This is a genomic window from Rhizobium sp. Root1204 (assembly GCF_001424965.1).
GTDB lineage: Bacteria > Pseudomonadota > Alphaproteobacteria > Rhizobiales > Rhizobiaceae > Pararhizobium.
Genome location: NZ_LMCZ01000042.1, coordinates 88679 through 105590 on the forward strand (window position 1 = coordinate 88679; position 16912 = coordinate 105590).

General features: G+C 60.7%; 17 protein-coding genes. 6 read left to right on the forward strand and 11 right to left on the reverse strand.

Features of this window, described 5'->3' with window-relative positions:
* Positions 1-24: 24 nt before the first annotated feature.
* From ASC96_RS28355 to ASC96_RS28365, 3 genes are all read right to left on the reverse strand, one after another.
* Positions 25-948 carry a prephenate/arogenate dehydrogenase family protein gene (locus ASC96_RS28355; protein WP_060506412.1) on the reverse strand — a complete coding sequence of 308 codons (924 nt, stop codon included), beginning with the start codon at positions 946-948 and terminating at the stop codon, positions 25-27.
* Entirely contained in the window at positions 948-2054 is a 1107-nt protein-coding gene (hisC, locus tag ASC96_RS28360; protein WP_060506413.1) for a histidinol-phosphate transaminase, read from the reverse strand. Before hisC ends, ASC96_RS28355 begins: the two co-directional genes overlap by 1 nt.
* A gap of 79 nt (positions 2055-2133) precedes the next feature.
* Complete coding sequence (locus ASC96_RS28365) at positions 2134-2904, reverse strand: class I SAM-dependent methyltransferase (protein ID WP_060506414.1); 771 nt, start codon at positions 2902-2904, stop codon at positions 2134-2136.
* Positions 2905-2991: 87 nt separating this feature from the next.
* Here ASC96_RS28365 and gloB point away from each other — a divergent pair, with 87 nt between their 5' ends.
* Both gloB and ASC96_RS28375 read left to right on the forward strand, forming a co-directional pair.
* Positions 2992-3762, forward strand: a complete 771-nt coding sequence (gloB, locus tag ASC96_RS28370) for a hydroxyacylglutathione hydrolase (protein WP_060506415.1) — start codon at positions 2992-2994, stop codon at positions 3760-3762.
* Positions 3762-4205 carry a cupin domain-containing protein gene (locus ASC96_RS28375; protein ID WP_060506416.1) on the forward strand — a complete coding sequence of 148 codons (444 nt, stop codon included), beginning with the start codon at positions 3762-3764 and terminating at the stop codon, positions 4203-4205. The genes gloB and ASC96_RS28375 overlap by 1 nt, the downstream gene beginning before the upstream one ends.
* 2 nt (positions 4206-4207) lie before the next feature.
* Here ASC96_RS28375 and ASC96_RS28380 read toward each other — a convergent pair whose 3' ends face one another.
* Complete coding sequence (locus ASC96_RS28380; protein ID WP_060506417.1) at positions 4208-5098, reverse strand: EamA family transporter; 891 nt, start codon at positions 5096-5098, stop codon at positions 4208-4210.
* A gap of 29 nt (positions 5099-5127) precedes the next feature.
* Positions 5128-5904, reverse strand: coding sequence for a DUF3108 domain-containing protein (locus tag ASC96_RS28385; RefSeq protein ID WP_060506418.1), 777 nt, complete (start codon positions 5902-5904; stop codon positions 5128-5130).
* 370 nt (positions 5905-6274) lie between these two features.
* Here ASC96_RS28385 and rpmB point away from each other — a divergent pair, with 370 nt between their 5' ends.
* Both rpmB and ASC96_RS28395 read left to right on the forward strand, forming a co-directional pair.
* Complete coding sequence (gene rpmB / locus ASC96_RS28390) at positions 6275-6571, forward strand: 50S ribosomal protein L28 (protein WP_037163865.1); 297 nt, start codon at positions 6275-6277, stop codon at positions 6569-6571.
* A gap of 163 nt (positions 6572-6734) precedes the next feature.
* A complete protein-coding gene (locus tag ASC96_RS28395; RefSeq protein WP_060506419.1) occupies positions 6735-7373 on the forward strand; it encodes a VUT family protein in 639 nt (212 codons plus the stop codon).
* A gap of 57 nt (positions 7374-7430) precedes the next feature.
* On the opposite strand, the gene ASC96_RS28400 is transcribed toward ASC96_RS28395, so the two are convergent.
* From ASC96_RS28400 to ASC96_RS28415, 4 genes are all read right to left on the reverse strand, one after another.
* Entirely contained in the window at positions 7431-8396 is a 966-nt protein-coding gene (locus tag ASC96_RS28400) for an esterase-like activity of phytase family protein (RefSeq protein WP_060506592.1), read from the reverse strand.
* Positions 8397-8557: 161 nt separating this feature from the next.
* Entirely contained in the window at positions 8558-10462 is a 1905-nt protein-coding gene (gene cobT / locus ASC96_RS28405; RefSeq protein ID WP_060506420.1) for a cobaltochelatase subunit CobT, read from the reverse strand.
* Between the two features lie 3 nt (positions 10463-10465).
* Complete coding sequence (gene cobS, locus ASC96_RS28410) at positions 10466-11461, reverse strand: cobaltochelatase subunit CobS (RefSeq protein ID WP_060506421.1); 996 nt, start codon at positions 11459-11461, stop codon at positions 10466-10468.
* Between the two features lie 93 nt (positions 11462-11554).
* Positions 11555-12190, reverse strand: coding sequence for a J domain-containing protein (locus ASC96_RS28415; protein ID WP_112834521.1), 636 nt, complete (start codon positions 12188-12190; stop codon positions 11555-11557).
* A 152-nt stretch (positions 12191-12342) separates the two neighbouring features.
* Here ASC96_RS28415 and ASC96_RS28420 point away from each other — a divergent pair, with 152 nt between their 5' ends.
* Positions 12343-12624: a BolA family protein gene (locus ASC96_RS28420; protein ID WP_037099750.1), complete on the forward strand. Its 282-nt coding sequence runs from the start codon at positions 12343-12345 to the stop codon at positions 12622-12624.
* Between the two features lie 219 nt (positions 12625-12843).
* Positions 12844-14427, forward strand: a complete 1584-nt coding sequence (locus ASC96_RS28425; RefSeq protein WP_060506422.1) for a caspase family protein — start codon at positions 12844-12846, stop codon at positions 14425-14427.
* Between the two features lie 19 nt (positions 14428-14446).
* Here ASC96_RS28425 and ASC96_RS28430 read toward each other — a convergent pair whose 3' ends face one another.
* Both ASC96_RS28430 and aroB read right to left on the reverse strand, forming a co-directional pair.
* Complete coding sequence (locus tag ASC96_RS28430) at positions 14447-15781, reverse strand: HlyC/CorC family transporter (RefSeq protein WP_060506423.1); 1335 nt, start codon at positions 15779-15781, stop codon at positions 14447-14449.
* The gene (aroB, locus tag ASC96_RS28435) at positions 15778-16911 is read right to left on the reverse strand and encodes a 3-dehydroquinate synthase (RefSeq protein ID WP_060506424.1); all 1134 of its coding nucleotides are present in this window, start codon (positions 16909-16911) and stop codon (positions 15778-15780) included. The genes ASC96_RS28430 and aroB overlap by 4 nt, the downstream gene beginning before the upstream one ends.
* Position 16912: the final 1 nt, after the last annotated feature.

Consider the following 16912-nt stretch of genomic DNA (forward strand, 5'->3'; position numbering starts at 1 on the left):
GCAAAGCGGAATGTTTGCTGCCACCTACTTCTGATCCATCGCATGCCGCCCGAAATCGGCCATATCGGTATCCTGACCGGCCTGGACGATCGAGCGGCGGATGGCGCGGGTGCGGGTGAAAAGGTCGAACAGCTTGTCGCCGTCGCCCCAGCGGATCGCCCGTTGCAGATAGGCCAGATCCTCGGAAAACCGAGCCAGCATTTCCAGGATCGCATCCTTGTTGTGCAGGCAGACGTCGCGCCACATGGTCGGGTCTGACGCCGCAAGACGGGTGAAGTCGCGGAAACCCGAGGCGGAATATTTGATCACTTCCGATTCGGTCACCGCTTCCAGATCATCGGCCGTGCCGACGATGTTGTAGGCGATGATATGCGGCAGGTGCGAGACGATCGCCAGAACCTTGTCGTGGTGCTCCGGATCCATGTCATCGACCATGGAACCCAGCGTTTCCCAGAAGCCTCGCAGCTTCGCTTTGGCCGTTTCGTCCGTATCGGGCAGCGGTGTCAGGATGCACCAGCGGCCCTTGAACAGGCCGATAAAGCCCGCATCCGGACCGGAATATTCGGTGCCGGCAATCGGATGGCCCGGGATGAAATGGACACCTTCCGGCATATGCGGCGCCATCTGGGCGATGACAGAGCCTTTGGTCGAGCCGACATCGGTGACGATCGCACCGGGCTTCAGATGCGGAGCGATTTCGGCGGCAACCGCGCCGGAGGCACCGACGGGCACGGAGACGATGACCAGATCGGCATTCTTGACCGCATCGGCAGCCGACGTCGTGTAGCGGTCGCCGAGGTTCAGCGCCTCTGCCCGCTTCAACGTCGCGTCGCTGCGCGTCGAGACGGTGACGGAACCTGCAAGGCCCTTGTCCTTGATTTCGCGAGCGATCGACGAGCCGATCAGGCCGATGCCGATCAGCGCGATGGTTTCAAACTGCTTTGCCATCACGCCCGGCCCATGAACTCGGTGAGCGCGGCAATCACGCCTTCATTGGCTTCCGCCGAGCCGATGGTCATGCGCAGCGCATTGGGAAGGCCATAGCCCCGCACCGCCCGAAGGATGAAACCGCGGCTGGTCAGGAACTCGTCGGCTTCCGGCGCGCGCTTGCCGTCGGTATCCGGGAAATGGATCAGCACGAAGTTGGTGACCGACGGCGTGACGCGCAGACCGAGCGAAGAGAAGGCATCGGTCAGCTTGCCGAGCCAAAGCGAATTGTGCTCGACGGCTGTGGCCGCAAAGGCCTGATCGCGGATCGCGGCGGCACCGGCAGCGATGGCAGGTGCGTTCATGTTGAACGGGCCGCGCACACGGTTCAGCGCGTCAATAATGGCAAGCGGCGCATACATCCAGCCGATTCTGAGCGCTGCAAGCCCGTGGATCTTCGAAAACGTGCGGGTCATCACCACGTTCTGGTTGGACGACACCAGTTCAAGGCCCGCTTCATAATCGTTGCGGCGGACATATTCCGCATAGGCGGCATCGAGAACCAGAATGACATTCTTCGGCAGACCGGCCTGCAGGCGGCGGACTTCATCGACAGGCACATAGGTGCCGGTCGGATTGCCCGGGTTGGCGAGGAAGACCATTTTCGTCTTCGGCGTTACCGCAGCAAGGATCGCATCGACGGTGACCTGGCAATCGTTTTCCGCAACGGTGACCGGCGTCGCACCGGCGCCCATGATCTGGATCTTGTAGACCAGAAAACCATGCTCGGTGATGATGGCTTCGTCGCCGGGGGCGAGATAGACGTGGCAGAGCAGGCCGAGCAGCTCGTCGGAGCCGTTGCCGCACATCAAGTTGGCCGTGTTCAGGCCATAGACGGAGGCGATGGCTTCACGCAGTTCAATCGCCTGGCCATCGGGATAGATTTCAAGCTTGGCGGCAGCCTTCTGGAAGGCCTCGATCGCTTTCGGGCTCGCTCCCAACGGCGTCTCGTTCGAGGAAAGCTTATAAACCTTGGCCACACCCGGCGCATGCTCCTTGCCCGGCACGTAAGCGGCAATATCGAGGATACCGGGGCGTGGGGTTGGGCTCGTAAGGTCTGTGCTCATGGGATCAGCTTTCGGCGACAGGGAAAATGACGCTCTGGCAATACCGGTGCAGCGGGTTTTTGTCGAGTGTGGCGCGACGTCACAAATCGATTCGATGCGCTGGCCGCAATGGCTTTTCCCGCGTCGTCGGCACGCCTTGTGGAGCGAGCACCGGCACGAAGACGCGGCGCGAGGCGCGGGCGGCGACAGGCAGGCCCTGATAGAGCCGCTTCTGCGCCTCGACGATGATGACGCCTGAGAATACCGGCCAGAGCGAGCGGCCGATGCGCTCGAAGGCCTGGCGCATTTTCAGGATCAGTTTCAGCTTCGAGGGCGGAAAGAACAGGGCATCGGCGGAGGCGCCCGGAGTGAAATTGGTTTCGCGCAACAGCGACGTCAACTGCCCGCGTGAATAGGGACGGCCGGAACCGAAGGGCGTGTGCTCCATCCGCGCCCAGACGCCGCGGCGATTGGGGACCACGATCACCAGACGGCCACCCGGCGCCAGAACACGCCAGAGTTCCTTCATCGTCTCACGCGGGTTTTCAGCGAATTCGAGGGAATGGACCATCAACACCCGGTCGATCGACGAATCGGGCAGCGGCAATTCCTCGTCGAAGATCAGCGCTGTCGAGGATAGTTCGGCAACCGGCCAGTTCACCGCCCCCTGCCCCGCCGGCATGAAGGCAAACGTGCGCTCGGTATCGGCGCGAAAGCGATCGAGATAGGGGACCGCATAACCAAGCCCGACCAGCCGCTCTTCGGGCAGCTTGGCCCAGACAGACGACAGCGCCATGCTGATCGATTGCTCGGCAAAGCGGCCGAGGCGGGAATGATAGAACTGGCGAAGGTCGACGATATCTGCGTGCATGCCCTCATGTTAGACTGGAACGGGTGGACTTCAAGGCGGCGCTCACTACATTCGCCACAACGACGTGTCCTCTTCAGGAATTCCATCATGGCCAAGCTCGATATCGAACTCTTCCCGTGCCGCACCGATAATTTCGGCGTGCTGATCCACGATCCGGCAAGCGGCGCCACCGCCTCGATCGACGCACCGGAGGAAGCAGCCATTCTGGCGGCGTTGAAGCGCCGGGGCTGGACACTGACCCATATCCTGACGACCCACCATCATCCGGACCATGTGGACGCCAATCTGGCGCTGAAAACACGCTACGATGTGACGATCATCGGCCCCGAAAACGAAGCATCGAAAATTCCAGGCATCGACAAGACGATCGGCGATGGCGGTGATTTCGAATTCGCAGGACACCCGGTGCATGTCTTCGAAACGCCTGGGCATACGGCCGGGCATATCTGCTTCTACCTCCCCAACGACAAGCTGCTGTTTTCCGCCGACACGCTGTTTGCGCTCGGCTGCGGCCGCCTGTTTGAAGGTACGCCGGCGCAGATGTGGACCTCACTGCAGAAACTGATGGCACTCCCTGATGATACCATCGTCTATTTCGGTCACGAATATACGCTGTCCAATGCGCGCTTCGCAGTGACTGTGGATCCGGAGAACGCGGCGCTGAAGGCCCGTGCTGCCGAAATCGACGCCCTGCGCGCCAAGGGCGTTTTCACCGCGCCGACAACGCTTGGTCTCGAAAAGGCTACCAACCCCTTCCTGCGGCCGCATGATGCCGCCATAAGGGCACATCTTCAGATGGACAACGCATCGGACGCCGAGGTCTTTGCCGAAATCCGCAAGCGTAAGGACAATTTCTGATGGACGTTCAACTGCCGCTGTCGGCGCAAGCCATCATTGAAACACTGAAAATGGAGCGCCATCCGGAAGGCGGCTGGTATATCCAGACCTTCAAGGACACAGCGGGCGGTCCACGCGGCCACTCGACCGCTATCTATTATCTTTTGGAGCGCGGCGAGCGTTCTCACTGGCACCGCGTGCGCGATGCGGTCGAGATCTGGCATTTCTATGCCGGGGCGCCGCTGGCACTGAGCATCGCCGAAGACGGCAAACCGGGCACCACCGTCACGGTCGGCTCGAACATCCTGACCGGCGAGAGGCCGCAGGCAATCGTCCCCGCCAACTGGTGGCAATCGGCAACGTCGCTCGGGGCATGGACGCTGGTCGGCTGCACGGTTGCGCCGGGCTTCGATTTTTCAGCGTTTGAAATGGCTCCGCCCGACTGGCAGCCGCCGGCAGCCTGAACCTATTCAGCGGGCTGTGCGGCTCTGGAGCGGCCACGGAAAATAACGTCCTTGGCCGCCAGAACCGCGCCGCCGGTCACGAACAGGCAGGCGAGCGCAATCCGCCAGGACGGCTCGGCGAAACCGAATGCGATCAGGATCAGCGTCGAGAGAACCGGCGCCGCATAGCTGGCGACGCCGAGGATCTGGATATTGCCGTTCTTGACGCCGTAATCCCAGGCGTAGAAGGCAGCGCCGACCGGCAACAGGCCGAGACCCGCCACCGCGATCCACTGTGTTGCTGTTTCAGGCCAGACCGTCGTTTCGAGGCCAAGGTGGCAGAGGAAGGACAGGGCCGCCGTTGCCAGGCAGAAGCCGGTGACGACATCCGTCGAGACGGCTTCGAATCGCCGCGTCAGCAGCGAATAGCCGGACCAGGTGAAGGCACAGGCCAGAGCCGCACCATAGCCCATGACATAGGCGTCATCGAACTGAACGCCATTGCGCGCCACGATCAGGATCGTGCCGGCAAGTCCGCAGATGGCCCCGGCGACATGATACCAGCGTAGCCGCTCACCCGGCAGAAGCGCGGAACCGACAACGATCAGGAGCGGCCAGAGATAGGCAATCAGTCCGGCCTCGACCGCAGGCGCATTGCGAAGAGCGGTGAAATAGAGAAAGTGGTAACCGAACAGCCCGGCAATCCCGACGATCCAGACCTTTGCGGGCTGCTTCAGCAGCGCCAGCCGCTCAGGCTTCAGCGCCAGGACAACGAGGCCGGGAATGCTGCCGATGGAAAAGCAGATGGCAGACAGCTGGAAGGGCGGCATGGTGCCGGAGGCTGCCGTGAACAGCGCCAGCAGCGACCACATCAGGATCGCCGAAAAGCCGATCAGCGTTGCCTTGACTTTCATGCACATGCCCCCCGGCCCGAATGGAAATATCAGCTTCCGAACCGCGTCGCCCAGATGGTGACAGGGCCATAGCTGGTCGGGATGCGGACGTAGACCGGAGCATATACGTTCACAGTGTCAGCCTTGGCAAACCAGATTTCCATGGTTTCCAGCTTGCGCAGGTAATCGACGTCGTCGCGCCCTTTGCGATAACCGGATTTCGGCACGAACTTGATGCCGCAGACGATGACGTCTCCCTGAAAACCTTCCGTCTTGAAGGGCCGGGTCCCCTTCGGCGACAGCTTCAGGTCCATGCGCGATTCGCCGTCGAAGATCGGTACGCTTTTCGGGCAGACCCGCGTATCGGCCGGAAAGATCAGGCCCGAGAGAGGATCTACAACATTGCGCATATCCGCCTTGGTGACCGGCACCCAGTTCTTCGGAATCTTGCGCGGCGGCTTCATCGAGGCGGACACGACATCGCCGTCGCGGAACTGCACGTCGATCGCACGGCCCTTCTTGCCGCTCTGATACTTGACCCGATATTCCGAGGCGCTCAACTGGTCACGCCCGACGACGCCGGAGACCGAGGTCTCCCCTGAGGTCTTCGCGAAAATATCGGCAAGACCAGCGGAGTTCATCGTCCCGGAAATGGTGTAGCGCTTGTCATTCAATTCTGTGTGGAACGAGGCCTTTGCAATTGGCAGGCCGGCAAGCGAGATGCTGTAGTCCGTCGTGTGCGTCACATCGACGGCATAGGCCGTGCCTGTGGAAAACGTTGCCGTGGCCAATGCCAGAAGCGCCGAAAAACCGTTGCGCCAGTTCATTCCAGTTGCCCTTCCATTTTCGCTGACGCGACACGTCCGTTCACTTAATCTTAGGCGATAGGGCGGGTTTGCGGCATTTCTGCGCCGGAAAACCCGCTTTTGCCACAAGGCTTAACCCATGGAGCAATAAAGTGGAATTGGTCGCAGTAAAGATGTATAGGCACGGAAAGAATCTGAACCGAACGGTATCTCCGGCTTGATGGACCCCGCGTTTCTCAAGAGTTTTTCCCGGAAAACGAAGGTTTGGCTTGACGCCGCGGCTCTCGCTGACTATAGAACCGCAACTTTCCAATCATGGCCAACGGAATGCGGCCTGGGCTTACGGCCCGCCAACGCATGGACCGAAGGCGAAAAGAAAAATAGGTGCATCATGTCCCGTAGTTGCGAATTGACCGGCAAGGGCGTCCAGTCGGGCAACAATGTGAGCCACGCAAACAACAAGACCAAGCGCAAGTTCCTGCCGAACCTGTGCCAGGTTACGTTGATTTCCGACGTGCTCGGCCAGCGTTACCGTCTGCGCGTTTCGGCCGCAGCCCTGCGTTCGGTTGAACACCGCGGTGGTCTCGACGCATTCCTGATCAAGGCTGACGAAGTAGAGCTGTCGATGCGCGCTCGCCTGCTGCGCCGCCAGATCGTCAAGAAGACGGCTGAAGCTGTCGCCGCTTAATCGGCACTCTTGGCTTTACAGATTAAAAGGCTTGCCAGGGCAACCGGCGAGCCTTTTTCTCGTGCAAGATTGACGCTAAACCGTTCGCGGTCTACCGGGTGCAAACCACGGCAAACTGCGGGCTTAGATGACTCCAACTGGTGGCATACCCCAGGATAAAAAAATGCTGACAAACCGCACGTTCCTAACTTATGTCGCGCTGATGACCCTCGTGGTCGTGGCCTCCAATTTCCTGGTCCAGTACCCCCTGCCCGGCTCGATTGCCGGCATGCAGCTGGGTGATCTCCTGACCTTCGGCGCCTTCAGCTATCCGATCGCCTTTCTCGTCACCGATCTCACCAACCGCCAGTTCGGCCCCCGCACCGCCCGCAAGGTCGTTGTCGCCGGTTTCGCGGTGGCGGTCCTGCTATCCGTGCTGGTGGCCAGCCCCCGCATCGCGATCGCGTCCGGCTCCGCCTTCCTGCTCGGCCAGCTTCTGGATATCTCGGTGTTCAACAAGCTGCGGGCACAGAGCTGGTGGCGCGCGCCGCTGGTCGGCTCGCTGTTCGGCTCCTTCCTCGACACGGCGATCTTCTTCTCGTTCGCCTTTGCCGCGTTTTTCGTCTTCTTCGGCCCGAACGAGCCTTTCGCGCTCGAAAGCGCGCCGATCCTCGGCATAATGACCGCAGAGGCGCCGCGCTGGATCTCCTGGGCGCTCGGCGACCTCAGCGTCAAGATCATCGTCGGCCTGGTGATGCTGCTGCCCTATGGCGCGTTGATGAACGTGATCAAGCCGATGCCGGGGGTGAAGGCAAACGCCTGACTCAGAAAACCGGATGACAGAATCGAACCCGCATCACCCCGTGGTGCGGGTTTTTTCTTATGCCGGATTCTGTTCCAGCAACCGGAACTCCAGCATCAGGTTGCGCTCGAGAATGGAGTGATTGTCGTCGGAAACGATGATGAGGCGAATATCGCCGCCAGGTTCGACGATAACGTCCAGGCCTTCCATATTGTCGATCTGGTAGCCCATATCGGCGTTGAGCAGGACCTCTCCATCGACCACGGCACCGGGCTTGATATCGTCAGCCTTGATGCGGCGGATCTGCATGCCGATACCTTCGGCGAAGCTGAAGCGGCGCTCCAGAATCAAAAAATCGCCATTGGGCAGGAACGCGCCGTCAGTCACCGCGAACGGGCCTTTGCGAACAACACCGAAAATACCCTTGCGGGGACCATCGAGGACGGCGGCCAGGAGATGCCCATTGCTGTCAAAGCTCAGCTCGGAAACCACAGTGACGCCGCCCGCAAGCGGGCTGTCCTTCGGTGAAACCGCGATGGTTTCAAGACCGCGATTGCCCCGCAGCGCGGTGGTCGGGATAAGAAGCGGCAAGCTCGCCAGCGGCCCTGATTGGGCAAAGCCGGGATCTGGATAGACATCGACGCGGTGGAGCCCCTCATAGCTTGCAAGGACCATACCATCGCGCAACGCCACGCCTTCACAGTCCATGCGCTCCTTGACCTGTTCAGACCGCCCGTTGGCATCGATCATCGAAGTGACCGTCAGATCGCTCGTGCCTGCCAGCCGGCCTTGCTGGTCACGCTCGATTGCACCTTCGACCCAATGCCCCGTGTCCATAATCGCAAGAAAGGATTTCCGGTCCGGGCGAAAGCGGATCGATGAGATCGCGCCAAGCAGCGCGTTCGACGACGACATCTCGATACCGCCGATAAATTCCAGCTTGCCGAACAGCTTCTGGTCTGAACCGATCTTGAAGTTTTCAATCTGCCGGCTCTTTACCGGAACGATTTCCGAGGGCGCCAACGGTGCCGCAACCGATGGCATGACGGCCAGAAGCAGGGAAAAGGCGGCTGCCTGAATCAGTGTCGCTTTCAAAAGACGTCCTTCCGGCAGGCCGGCATGGAGCGCAAAGCAGCTCCGGAAAAATCAAAGAATATGCAAAGCAAGACCGGGGCGCCACGCGACGCACCGGTCAGACAATATTATCAGCTCGCACGCCGCCGCGCAGGCGCGGCCCGGCGGCGGGAACTCTCGTCGTCGAACAGCGAAGCAAGCTGCTCGGTCATCGCGCCGGCGAGCTCGTCGGCATCGACGATGGTCACGGCCTTGCGGTAGTAGCGCGTCACATCATGACCGATCCCGATCGCCAGCAACTCGACCGGTGAGCGCGTCTCGATCTGCTCGATGACGGCACGCAGGTGCCGCTCGAGATAGTTGCCCGGATTGACCGACAGGGTGGAATCATCGACCGGCGCACCATCCGATATCATCATCAGGATGCGGCGCTGCTCAGAGCGGCCGAGCAACCGGTTGTGTGCCCAGATCAGCGCCTCGCCGTCGATGTTTTCCTTCAGCAGGCCTTCACGCATCATCAGGCCGAGATTGCGGCGCGCGCGGCGCCACGGGGCATCTGCGGACTTGTAGATGATGTGGCGCAGATCGTTGAGGCGGCCCGGTGTCTGCGGCTTGCCGCTGGCCAGCCATTTTTCACGCGATTGCCCGCCCTTCCAGGCCTTGGTGGTGAAGCCGAGGATCTCGACCTTGACGCCGCAACGTTCCAATGTACGGGCCAGAATGTCGGCACAGGTGGCGGCAACCGTGATCGGCCGGCCGCGCATCGAGCCGGAATTGTCGATCAGCAGCGTCACGACCGTATCGCGGAAATTGGTATCCTTTTCCCGCTTGAACGACAGCGGCTGCATCGGGTCGATGATCATGCGCGTCAACCGCGCTGAATCGAGATAACCCTCTTCCAGATCGAATTCCCACGAGCGGTTCTGCTGCGCCATCAGGCGGCGTTGCAACCGGTTGGCAAGACGGCCAACGGCACCCTGCAAATGTGCCAGCTGCTTGTCGAGGAACGCCCGTAGACGGTCGAGCTCGGCCTCGTCGCAAAGCTCCTCGGCCGTGGTGGTTTCGTCGAATTCCTCGGTGAAGACGCCGTAATCGACTTTCTCGTTGAAATCGTCGAAAGGATGGTTCGGCCGCTTGACCTCGCCAGGCGTTTCGCTGTCGTCCTCGCCGTCATCCGACATCTCCTCTTCGGAGATTTCGGCGCCGTCCATTTCGCCTTCGTCCATCTGCTCGTCGGCAGATTCGTTCTCGTCGGCGGGCGCTGCGTCGGAACCGGCATCCTCGTCGGAGCTGTTTTCATCCTGATTCTGGCTGCGCGGCTGATCTTCGTCGGTCTGGGTTTCCTGGTCGTCCGGCTCGACATCCTCGTCGCCGTATTTCTCGGCCATCTCCATCGATGTCAGCATGTTACGCACGACACGGGCGAAAGCCTGCTGGTCGTTGACCGCAGCAGACAGTTCCTTCATGTCGCCGGCAGCTTTTTCCTCGATGAAATCGCGCCAGAGATCGAGCACCTTGCCGGCCGACGCAGGCGGCTTCTGGCCGGTCAGTTTTTCACGCACGATCAGCGCAACGGCTTCTTCCAGCGGCGCATCCGCCTGCCGGTCGATATTGCCGAAATTGGCGCGGGCGTATTTTTCATCCAGCATCGAGGTGAGGTTGCTGGCAACGCCGGTCATGCGCAACGAACCGATCGCCTCGACGCGCGCCTGTTCGACGGCATCGAAGACGCCGCGCGCATCAGCCCCCTGCGGGGCCATGGTCGCGTGGATGCGGGCATCGTGGCAGGCCTTGCGAAGAGCCATCGAATCGCCAAGCCCGCGGGTGACGGCGAGTTCCTGGCGTGTCGGCCGCTTGGAAATTTCGGGCAGCCGCATGCGCTCGCCGGAAAGGCCCGGGCGCTCGTTGGCAAACACGACCTCGATTTCCGAATCCCCGGCAATCGAGCGGATGCAACCGGTCAGTGCGCGGCGGAATGGCTCCACATCCACGACACCGGCCGGCCTTGCTTTCGAATTATCGCCCCGGCCTGCCATGGATCAGGCCGTGGCTTCGAGCACGATATTGGCAGCACTTTCCTTCAGCTCTACACCGAAGGCGCGCTGATAGTGTTCCGCCACCAGCGCACGCTCAAGCTCGTCGCACTTGTTGAGGAAGGTAACGCGGAAGGCAAAAGCGATATCGCCGAAGATATGTGCGTTTTCAGCCCAGGTGATGACGGTACGCGGGCTCATGACGGTCGACAGGTCGCCGTTGATGAAGGCCGCGCGGGTGAGATCAGCAACGCGAACCATCTTCGAGACGGTTTCGCGGCCGCGCTCCTTGGTGAAGCCCTTGACCTTGGCGGCGACGATATCGACTTCGTTGTCATGCGGCAGGTAGTTCAGCGTGGTGACGATCGACCAGCGGTCCATCTGCGCCTGGTTGATCTGCTGCGTGCCGTGATAGAGGCCGGTCGTATCGCCAAGGCCGACGGTGTTGGCCGTTGCGAACAGGCGGAAAGCCGGGTGGGGGCGGATGACGCGGCTCTGGTCGAGCAGCGTCAGGCGGCCGGATGATTCCAGCACGCGCTGGATGACGAACATCACGTCCGGGCGGCCGGCGTCGTATTCGTCGAAAACGAGCGCCACATTATGCTGGTAGGCCCAGGGCAGGATGCCGTCCTTGAATTCGGTCACCTGCATGCCGTCCTTGACGACGATGGCATCCTTGCCGACGAGATCGATACGGCTGACGTGGCTGTCGAGGTTGACGCGTACGCAGGGCCAGTTGAGTCGGGCCGCGACCTGTTCGATATGGGTCGACTTGCCGGTGCCGTGATAGCCGGAAACCATGACGCGGCGATTGTGCGCAAAGCCGGCGAGAATGGCGAGCGTCGTCTCGCGGTCGAAGAGATAGTCGGGATCGAGATCAGGCACATAGGCATCGGCCTTCGAATAGGCCGGCACGCGCAGATCGGTATCGATACGGAAGACGTCACGGACGGAAACTGTCGTATCGGGGAGGTTGGAAATGTCGAGGTCTACCTTGCTCATCATGTCTCCAGCACGGTAAAGCCCCTTGACTCGATTAGCGGGGGCGTTCCCGTCTATGCCTTTATAAATGTGTGACCGTAATAAGACGGGTTCCTAGCAGAAGCCAGCCTGTTTTAACAATTGATATGCTTGGATCACGGCGCGAAAACGCTCTTCCGATCCCCTGTCTCCGCCATTTGCATCGGGGTGATGCTTTTTTACCAGCTCTTTGTAAGCCGATTTCACATCTGCCGCAGTCGCATTGGCATGCAGACCGAGCGTTTCGAAGGCCTTGGCCTCCAGCGTTTTCAGTTTGCGCAGCCGCGGCTCCTGCCGGTTGGCGCGGGCGCGTGCCTGATCGACGAAGCCGAAGGGATCGCGCATGCGGGCCTGCGCACCGGCGGAACCGGAGCGCTGATGCGATTGTTGCGGCGCATTCTTGGCATTCTTGTTGACGCCGACAGTCCAGGTCGGCCGGTGGCCGGTGATGGCTTCCTTCTGATAGCGGGCAATCTCGTTATCAGACAGGCCGGAAAAGTAGTTGTAGCCCTTGTTGTATTCCTTGACGTGCTCGAAGCAGAACATGAAAAACTCGTTTTCCGCGTGGCGGCCCACGGGTGCACGATGAACAGCATTCTCCTCGCACCCGTCCCATTGGCATTTGGGTGCCATCGGCTCGGGTTTCTGGGTCACCCTGCGGCGCGTCCGTATCCCGTCGAAGTATTTTGAATCGAGTTTCATGGCGCTAATTATGGGGCGTGGCGGACGCCACAACAAGAATTGACAAATCGGAATGTTGCAGGCTTTGTGAACCCATTTTGCACCGCGCAAAAAGCAATCCCGCACAGGTTGCCCGATCGAGATCGGAACCTACGGAAAAGCCAGAGAAACGGGGCTAAAACATGTCACTTCAAAGCCGCATCGAAACCAAGCTCACCGCGGCCTTTTCTCCCGAACGATTGATTGTTGTCAACGAAAGCCACCTGCATGCCGGCCACCATCCCGATATCGACGGCACCGGCGAAACCCATATGCGGGTGCGAATTGTTTCCAGCGCTTTCATCGGCATGAGCCGCGTCGCTCGCCATCGAGCCATCAATGATGTCCTGAAGGCCGAAATCGACGCGGGATTGCATGCGCTCGCCCTTGAACCGGCTGTTCCCGGGGAAACAACCCGCTGGTAAGGATAGCGATAGCGTTTAGTGAAGCAACGAACCGGGATCGAAGGGTCTAATTCGTGCTGAATTGACGAAATTGTGGCCAACATCTACAATTGCAGATGGGACGACAGAATAGTCGGATCGTACGATCCGTTCCTTTATTACGACATACAGAAAATTTTCATCACAGGCGGAGCCGGTTCAAGGTTGTCCGGTGAGCCCTCTATTTTTGAGGTCAAGACGATGCTCAGGAGGTTTGGGCTTGTCGCGGCGTTCGTCGCCGCGTTTCTATCATTCAGCGAGGTATCGGCAGCAACGCCGTCCGGTAAAAAAGTAGCCCTCGTCATGGGCAACAGCGCCTACAAGCACGCAGTCGAGTTACCAAATCCGAAAAACGACGCCAAACTGATGGCGGAAACGTTCCGCACGGCAGGCTTCACCGTCATCGAAGGCGAAGATCTCGACAAGACGGCGATGAGCGCATTGGTCGATCAGTTCACCGAGATCGCCTATGACGCCGACATTGCCGTTGTCTACTATGCCGGCCACGGCCTGCAGGTCGATGGACGCAATTATCTCGTGCCGGTCGACGCACAGCTGGAAAAGGCAGCTCAGTTGCAAACGCGCACCGTCCCTGCCGAAAAGTTCCTGGCCGCCCTGCCGCCGGACCCGGCCGTCAGCATCATCATCCTCGATGCCTGCCGCGACAATCCGCTAGCGCGTTCCTTGGCAAAGGTGATGCCAGCCAGCCGCTCCGCCTCGATGGGCGTGGGGCTGGCGCCGGTACAGGCCAACAATCAGGCAGCCGGCGCGGGCGGCCTGCTCATCGCCTATGCAACCGATCCCGGCGCCGTTGCGTATGACGGCAAGGGCATCAACAGCCCCTATACCACTGCCCTTGCGCGGCATCTGACGACGCCGGGCCTTGAAATCCAGAGTGCACTGACGCGGGTTCGCGCCGATGTTTCGGAAGCGACCGGCGGCGCGCAGCATCCCTGGCACAACGCCTCGCTGTCCCGCGAAGTCTTTATCGGCGGCGATCCGGCAGCGCAGGCCGCTGTTACCATCCCCTCCGAAGCAAAGCCTTCCGGTGAAACGGCTTCCGCCGGCGCCAACGACGTCAATTGGACCGTCGAGCAGAAATTGTGGGAAGAAGCTTCCAAGCGCAACACCGTCGCCCATTACGAGCTTTACCTGCAGCAATATCCGAGCGGCAATTTCGCCACCCTTGCCAAGCTCAATCTCGACCAATTGAAAGCAACGGCGACCACGCAAATTGCTTCCATTGCCCCTGCCGGCGAGGCAGCAGCCTCGGCTTCGCAGGTCCGTACCGCGGTTGCCATGCCTGATGATGTCAAGCTGAGCATCGGAACGCCGGAAACGGAAACCACGCTCAACCTCGACAAGGAAGGCCGGATCGATCTGCAACTGCGGCTCGGCGCACTCGGTCATGTCACCGGTGGTGCGGATGGTGCGCTCGGCGCCCGCTCTCGCGCAGCGATCGGGGCATGGCAACAGCAGAACGGCATGGTTGAGACAACCTACCTGACGCAGCAGCAACACATGTTCCTGGTCGTGCAGACCGATCCGATGATGCCGCAGATCCGCGCGCAGTACGAAGCGCAGAAAGCTGCCATCGCGGTTCGCAAGGCACAGAACCCGGTTCGCCAGAAAGTGGCTGGGCAGCGCGTCAAGCGGCAGCACGATGGCGCAACCCTGGAAGGTCCTGTCGAACGACAGGGAAATAGCAGCATGGATCCGGCAGGCGCGGCCTTTGCCGGTGGCCTGCTCGGCGGCGCCCTTGGCGGTATCATCGGCAGCCGCTAGGCTTAACGCAGCCTGCCAATCATTCGATGCCTTCGCTCTTCACCGCGAGCGAGGGCATTGTTACATCATCGGCCGGCCGGATCCGCAGCCGCGTGATCCGGTTTTTCACCCGCTTCATCACGGTGAAGCGCTTGCCGTAAAACGTGAACGCCTGCCGTTCTTCGGGAATCGTTTTGGATTCGTGGATCACAAGACCAGCCACCGTGGTTGCCTCCTCGTCCGGAAGGTTCCAGTCGAGTGCGCGGTTAAGGTCGCGGATCGGCACGCTGCCATCAACAACGACCGAACCGTCCGCCTCCTGCCGCACGCCCTGGATTTCGATATCATGCTCGTCGGAGATATCACCGACGATTTCTTCCAGAATATCCTCCAGCGTCACCAGACCCTGCACCTCGCCATATTCATCGACGACGATGGCGAAATGCACCTTGCGGCGCAGGAAGGCATTGAGCTGCTCTTTCAAATTGGTGGTTTCGGGCACGAACCACGGCTTTTGCGCAATCCGGACAATATCGAGATTTTCCGGCTCGACATCCGGTTCAGCCAGGGCCCGCAACAGATCCTTGGCATGCACGACACCAATGATGTTGTCGGTCGATCCGCGCCAGACCGGCATACGGGTGTAGGGGCTTTCCAGCACCGCGCGAACCGCCACTTCCGGCGCATCGTCGGCATTGATGCCGCGCATCGACGTGCGGTGGATCATGATGTCGGAGATTTCGAGTTCGCCGAGATCAAGAACGCCACCAAGCCGGTCGCGGTCAGCCTTGATGACGGACCCTTCGCGATGCAGGAAATCGACAGCCCCGCGCAACTCTTCATGCGCCGTCAGCATCGGCATTTCCGAAGACAGGTTGATGCCGAACAGGCCGAGAATGCGCCGGACGATCCAGTTCACCAGGCTGGAGACCGGACCGACAATGCGAACGACGATATCGACCGCCCGGGCAACGACAAGCGCAAACCGGTCCGGCGATGCGATCGCCCAGCTCTTCGGCAACACTTCGGCGAAGATGACCAGAATGACCGTCATCGCCAGCGTCGCATAGGCAACGCCGGACGCTCCGAAGAAATGCAGGAACAGACTGGTTGCGATCGACGACGACAGGATATTGGCCAGGTTATTGCCGATCAGCAGCACACCGATCAGCCTGTCGCGGCGCTCGATCAGGCGGTTGACCAGTCCAGCGCGCTCATCACCATTGTTCTCCAGCGTGTGCATGCGTGACCGGGACGCAGCCGTGAGCGCGGTCTCCGAGCCCGAAAAGAACGCCGATAGCAGGATCATCGCGACAATGATCAGGATGCCCGGACCGTAGTCAGCCAGAAACAGTGTGAATGTCTCGTTGCTCATCCCGGATGCTTTTCCTTCAGAAAGGCGCTGACTTCCGATCCCGGAACGTCATCGGCGACAAACGACTGGCCGATGCCGCGCGTCAGGATGAAGGTAAGCTTGCCACCGCTGACCTTCTTATCCTGGGCAATCGCATCCATCAGTTTGTCCACAGGCGGCAGGGTGCCAGGGATTTCATCCATGCGCGTCGGCAAGCCGACCGTCTTCAGGTGCGCTTCCACACGTTTGGCGTCGTCCGGGCTTGCCAGATTCATGCGCGCCGAGAACTGATACGCCAGCACCATGCCGATCGCCACGCCCTCGCCGTGCACCAAGCGCGTACCATCATACAGTGTCGCTGCCTCCAGCGCATGCCCGAATGTGTGCCCGAGATTGAGCAGCGCACGGCGGCCATTCTCGCGCTCGTCGGCCGCAACCACATCGGCTTTCGCCTGACAACTGATGGCGATCGCCTCGATACGGGCGTCGCCACCGGCAAACACGGCCTGCCAGTTGTTTTCCAGCCAGATAAAAAAGTCCGGCTTGTCGATCAGCCCGTATTTGGCGACCTCGGCATAACCGGCCCTGAACTCGCGCTCGCTCAGCGTATCCAGCACGTCGGTATCGGCGAGCACCAGGTCGGGCTGATGGAAGACCCCGATCAGGTTCTTGCCGTGCGGCGAGTTGATGCCGGTCTTGCCGCCGACGGAGGAATCCACTTGTGCCAGAAGCGAGGTCGGGATCTGGATGAAGCGCGAGCCGCGCCGGGCGATCCCGGCGGCAAAACCGGTGAGATCGCCGATGACGCCGCCACCGAGCGCGATCACCGCATCGTTGCGCTCGATACGGGCGCCGAGGATCGCCTCGCAGACGGGGATCAGATGTTCAAAACTCTTGGTCTTTTCACCCGCCGGCAAAACCAGCGACACGGCCGTGATGCCCTTTTCCTTCAGGCTATCCATCAGCGGCTCGAGATAGAGCGGCGCGACATTCTCGTCGGTGATCACAGCCATGCGCCGCCCCTTCAGCCGGCCGGCGATCTCGTCCGCGGCGGTGGCGATCAGGCCGGGGCCGATCAGAATATCATAGGAACGGTCGCCCAGGTTGACGCGAACGGTTTTACGGGCGGCGGACAGGCTGGCAGTGGTCATG

Bases quoted from the DNA above. Each gene is read 5' to 3' on its own strand.
- ASC96_RS28355 (WP_060506412.1), bottom strand. From the start codon at position 948: ATGGCAAAGCAGTTTGAAACCATCGCGCTGATCGGCATCGGCCTGATC.
- hisC (WP_060506413.1), bottom strand. From the start codon at position 2,054: ATGAGCACAGACCTTACGAGCCCAACCCCACGCCCCGGTATCCTCGAT.
- ASC96_RS28365 (WP_060506414.1), bottom strand. From the start codon at position 2,904: ATGCACGCAGATATCGTCGACCTTCGCCAGTTCTATCATTCCCGCCTC.
- gloB (WP_060506415.1), top strand. From the start codon at position 2,992: ATGGCCAAGCTCGATATCGAACTCTTCCCGTGCCGCACCGATAATTTC.
- ASC96_RS28375 (WP_060506416.1), top strand. From the start codon at position 3,762: ATGGACGTTCAACTGCCGCTGTCGGCGCAAGCCATCATTGAAACACTG.
- ASC96_RS28380 (WP_060506417.1), bottom strand. From the start codon at position 5,098: ATGAAAGTCAAGGCAACGCTGATCGGCTTTTCGGCGATCCTGATGTGG.
- ASC96_RS28385 (WP_060506418.1), bottom strand. From the start codon at position 5,904: ATGAACTGGCGCAACGGTTTTTCGGCGCTTCTGGCATTGGCCACGGCA.
- rpmB (WP_037163865.1), top strand. From the start codon at position 6,275: ATGTCCCGTAGTTGCGAATTGACCGGCAAGGGCGTCCAGTCGGGCAAC.
- ASC96_RS28395 (WP_060506419.1), top strand. From the start codon at position 6,735: ATGCTGACAAACCGCACGTTCCTAACTTATGTCGCGCTGATGACCCTC.
- ASC96_RS28400 (WP_060506592.1), bottom strand. From the start codon at position 8,396: ATGCCATCGGTTGCGGCACCGTTGGCGCCCTCGGAAATCGTTCCGGTA.
- cobT (WP_060506420.1), bottom strand. From the start codon at position 10,462: ATGGCAGGCCGGGGCGATAATTCGAAAGCAAGGCCGGCCGGTGTCGTG.
- cobS (WP_060506421.1), bottom strand. From the start codon at position 11,461: ATGAGCAAGGTAGACCTCGACATTTCCAACCTCCCCGATACGACAGTT.
- ASC96_RS28420 (WP_037099750.1), top strand. From the start codon at position 12,343: ATGTCACTTCAAAGCCGCATCGAAACCAAGCTCACCGCGGCCTTTTCT.
- ASC96_RS28425 (WP_060506422.1), top strand. From the start codon at position 12,844: ATGCTCAGGAGGTTTGGGCTTGTCGCGGCGTTCGTCGCCGCGTTTCTA.
- ASC96_RS28430 (WP_060506423.1), bottom strand. From the start codon at position 15,781: ATGAGCAACGAGACATTCACACTGTTTCTGGCTGACTACGGTCCGGGC.
- aroB (WP_060506424.1), bottom strand. From the start codon at position 16,911: ATGACCACTGCCAGCCTGTCCGCCGCCCGTAAAACCGTTCGCGTCAAC.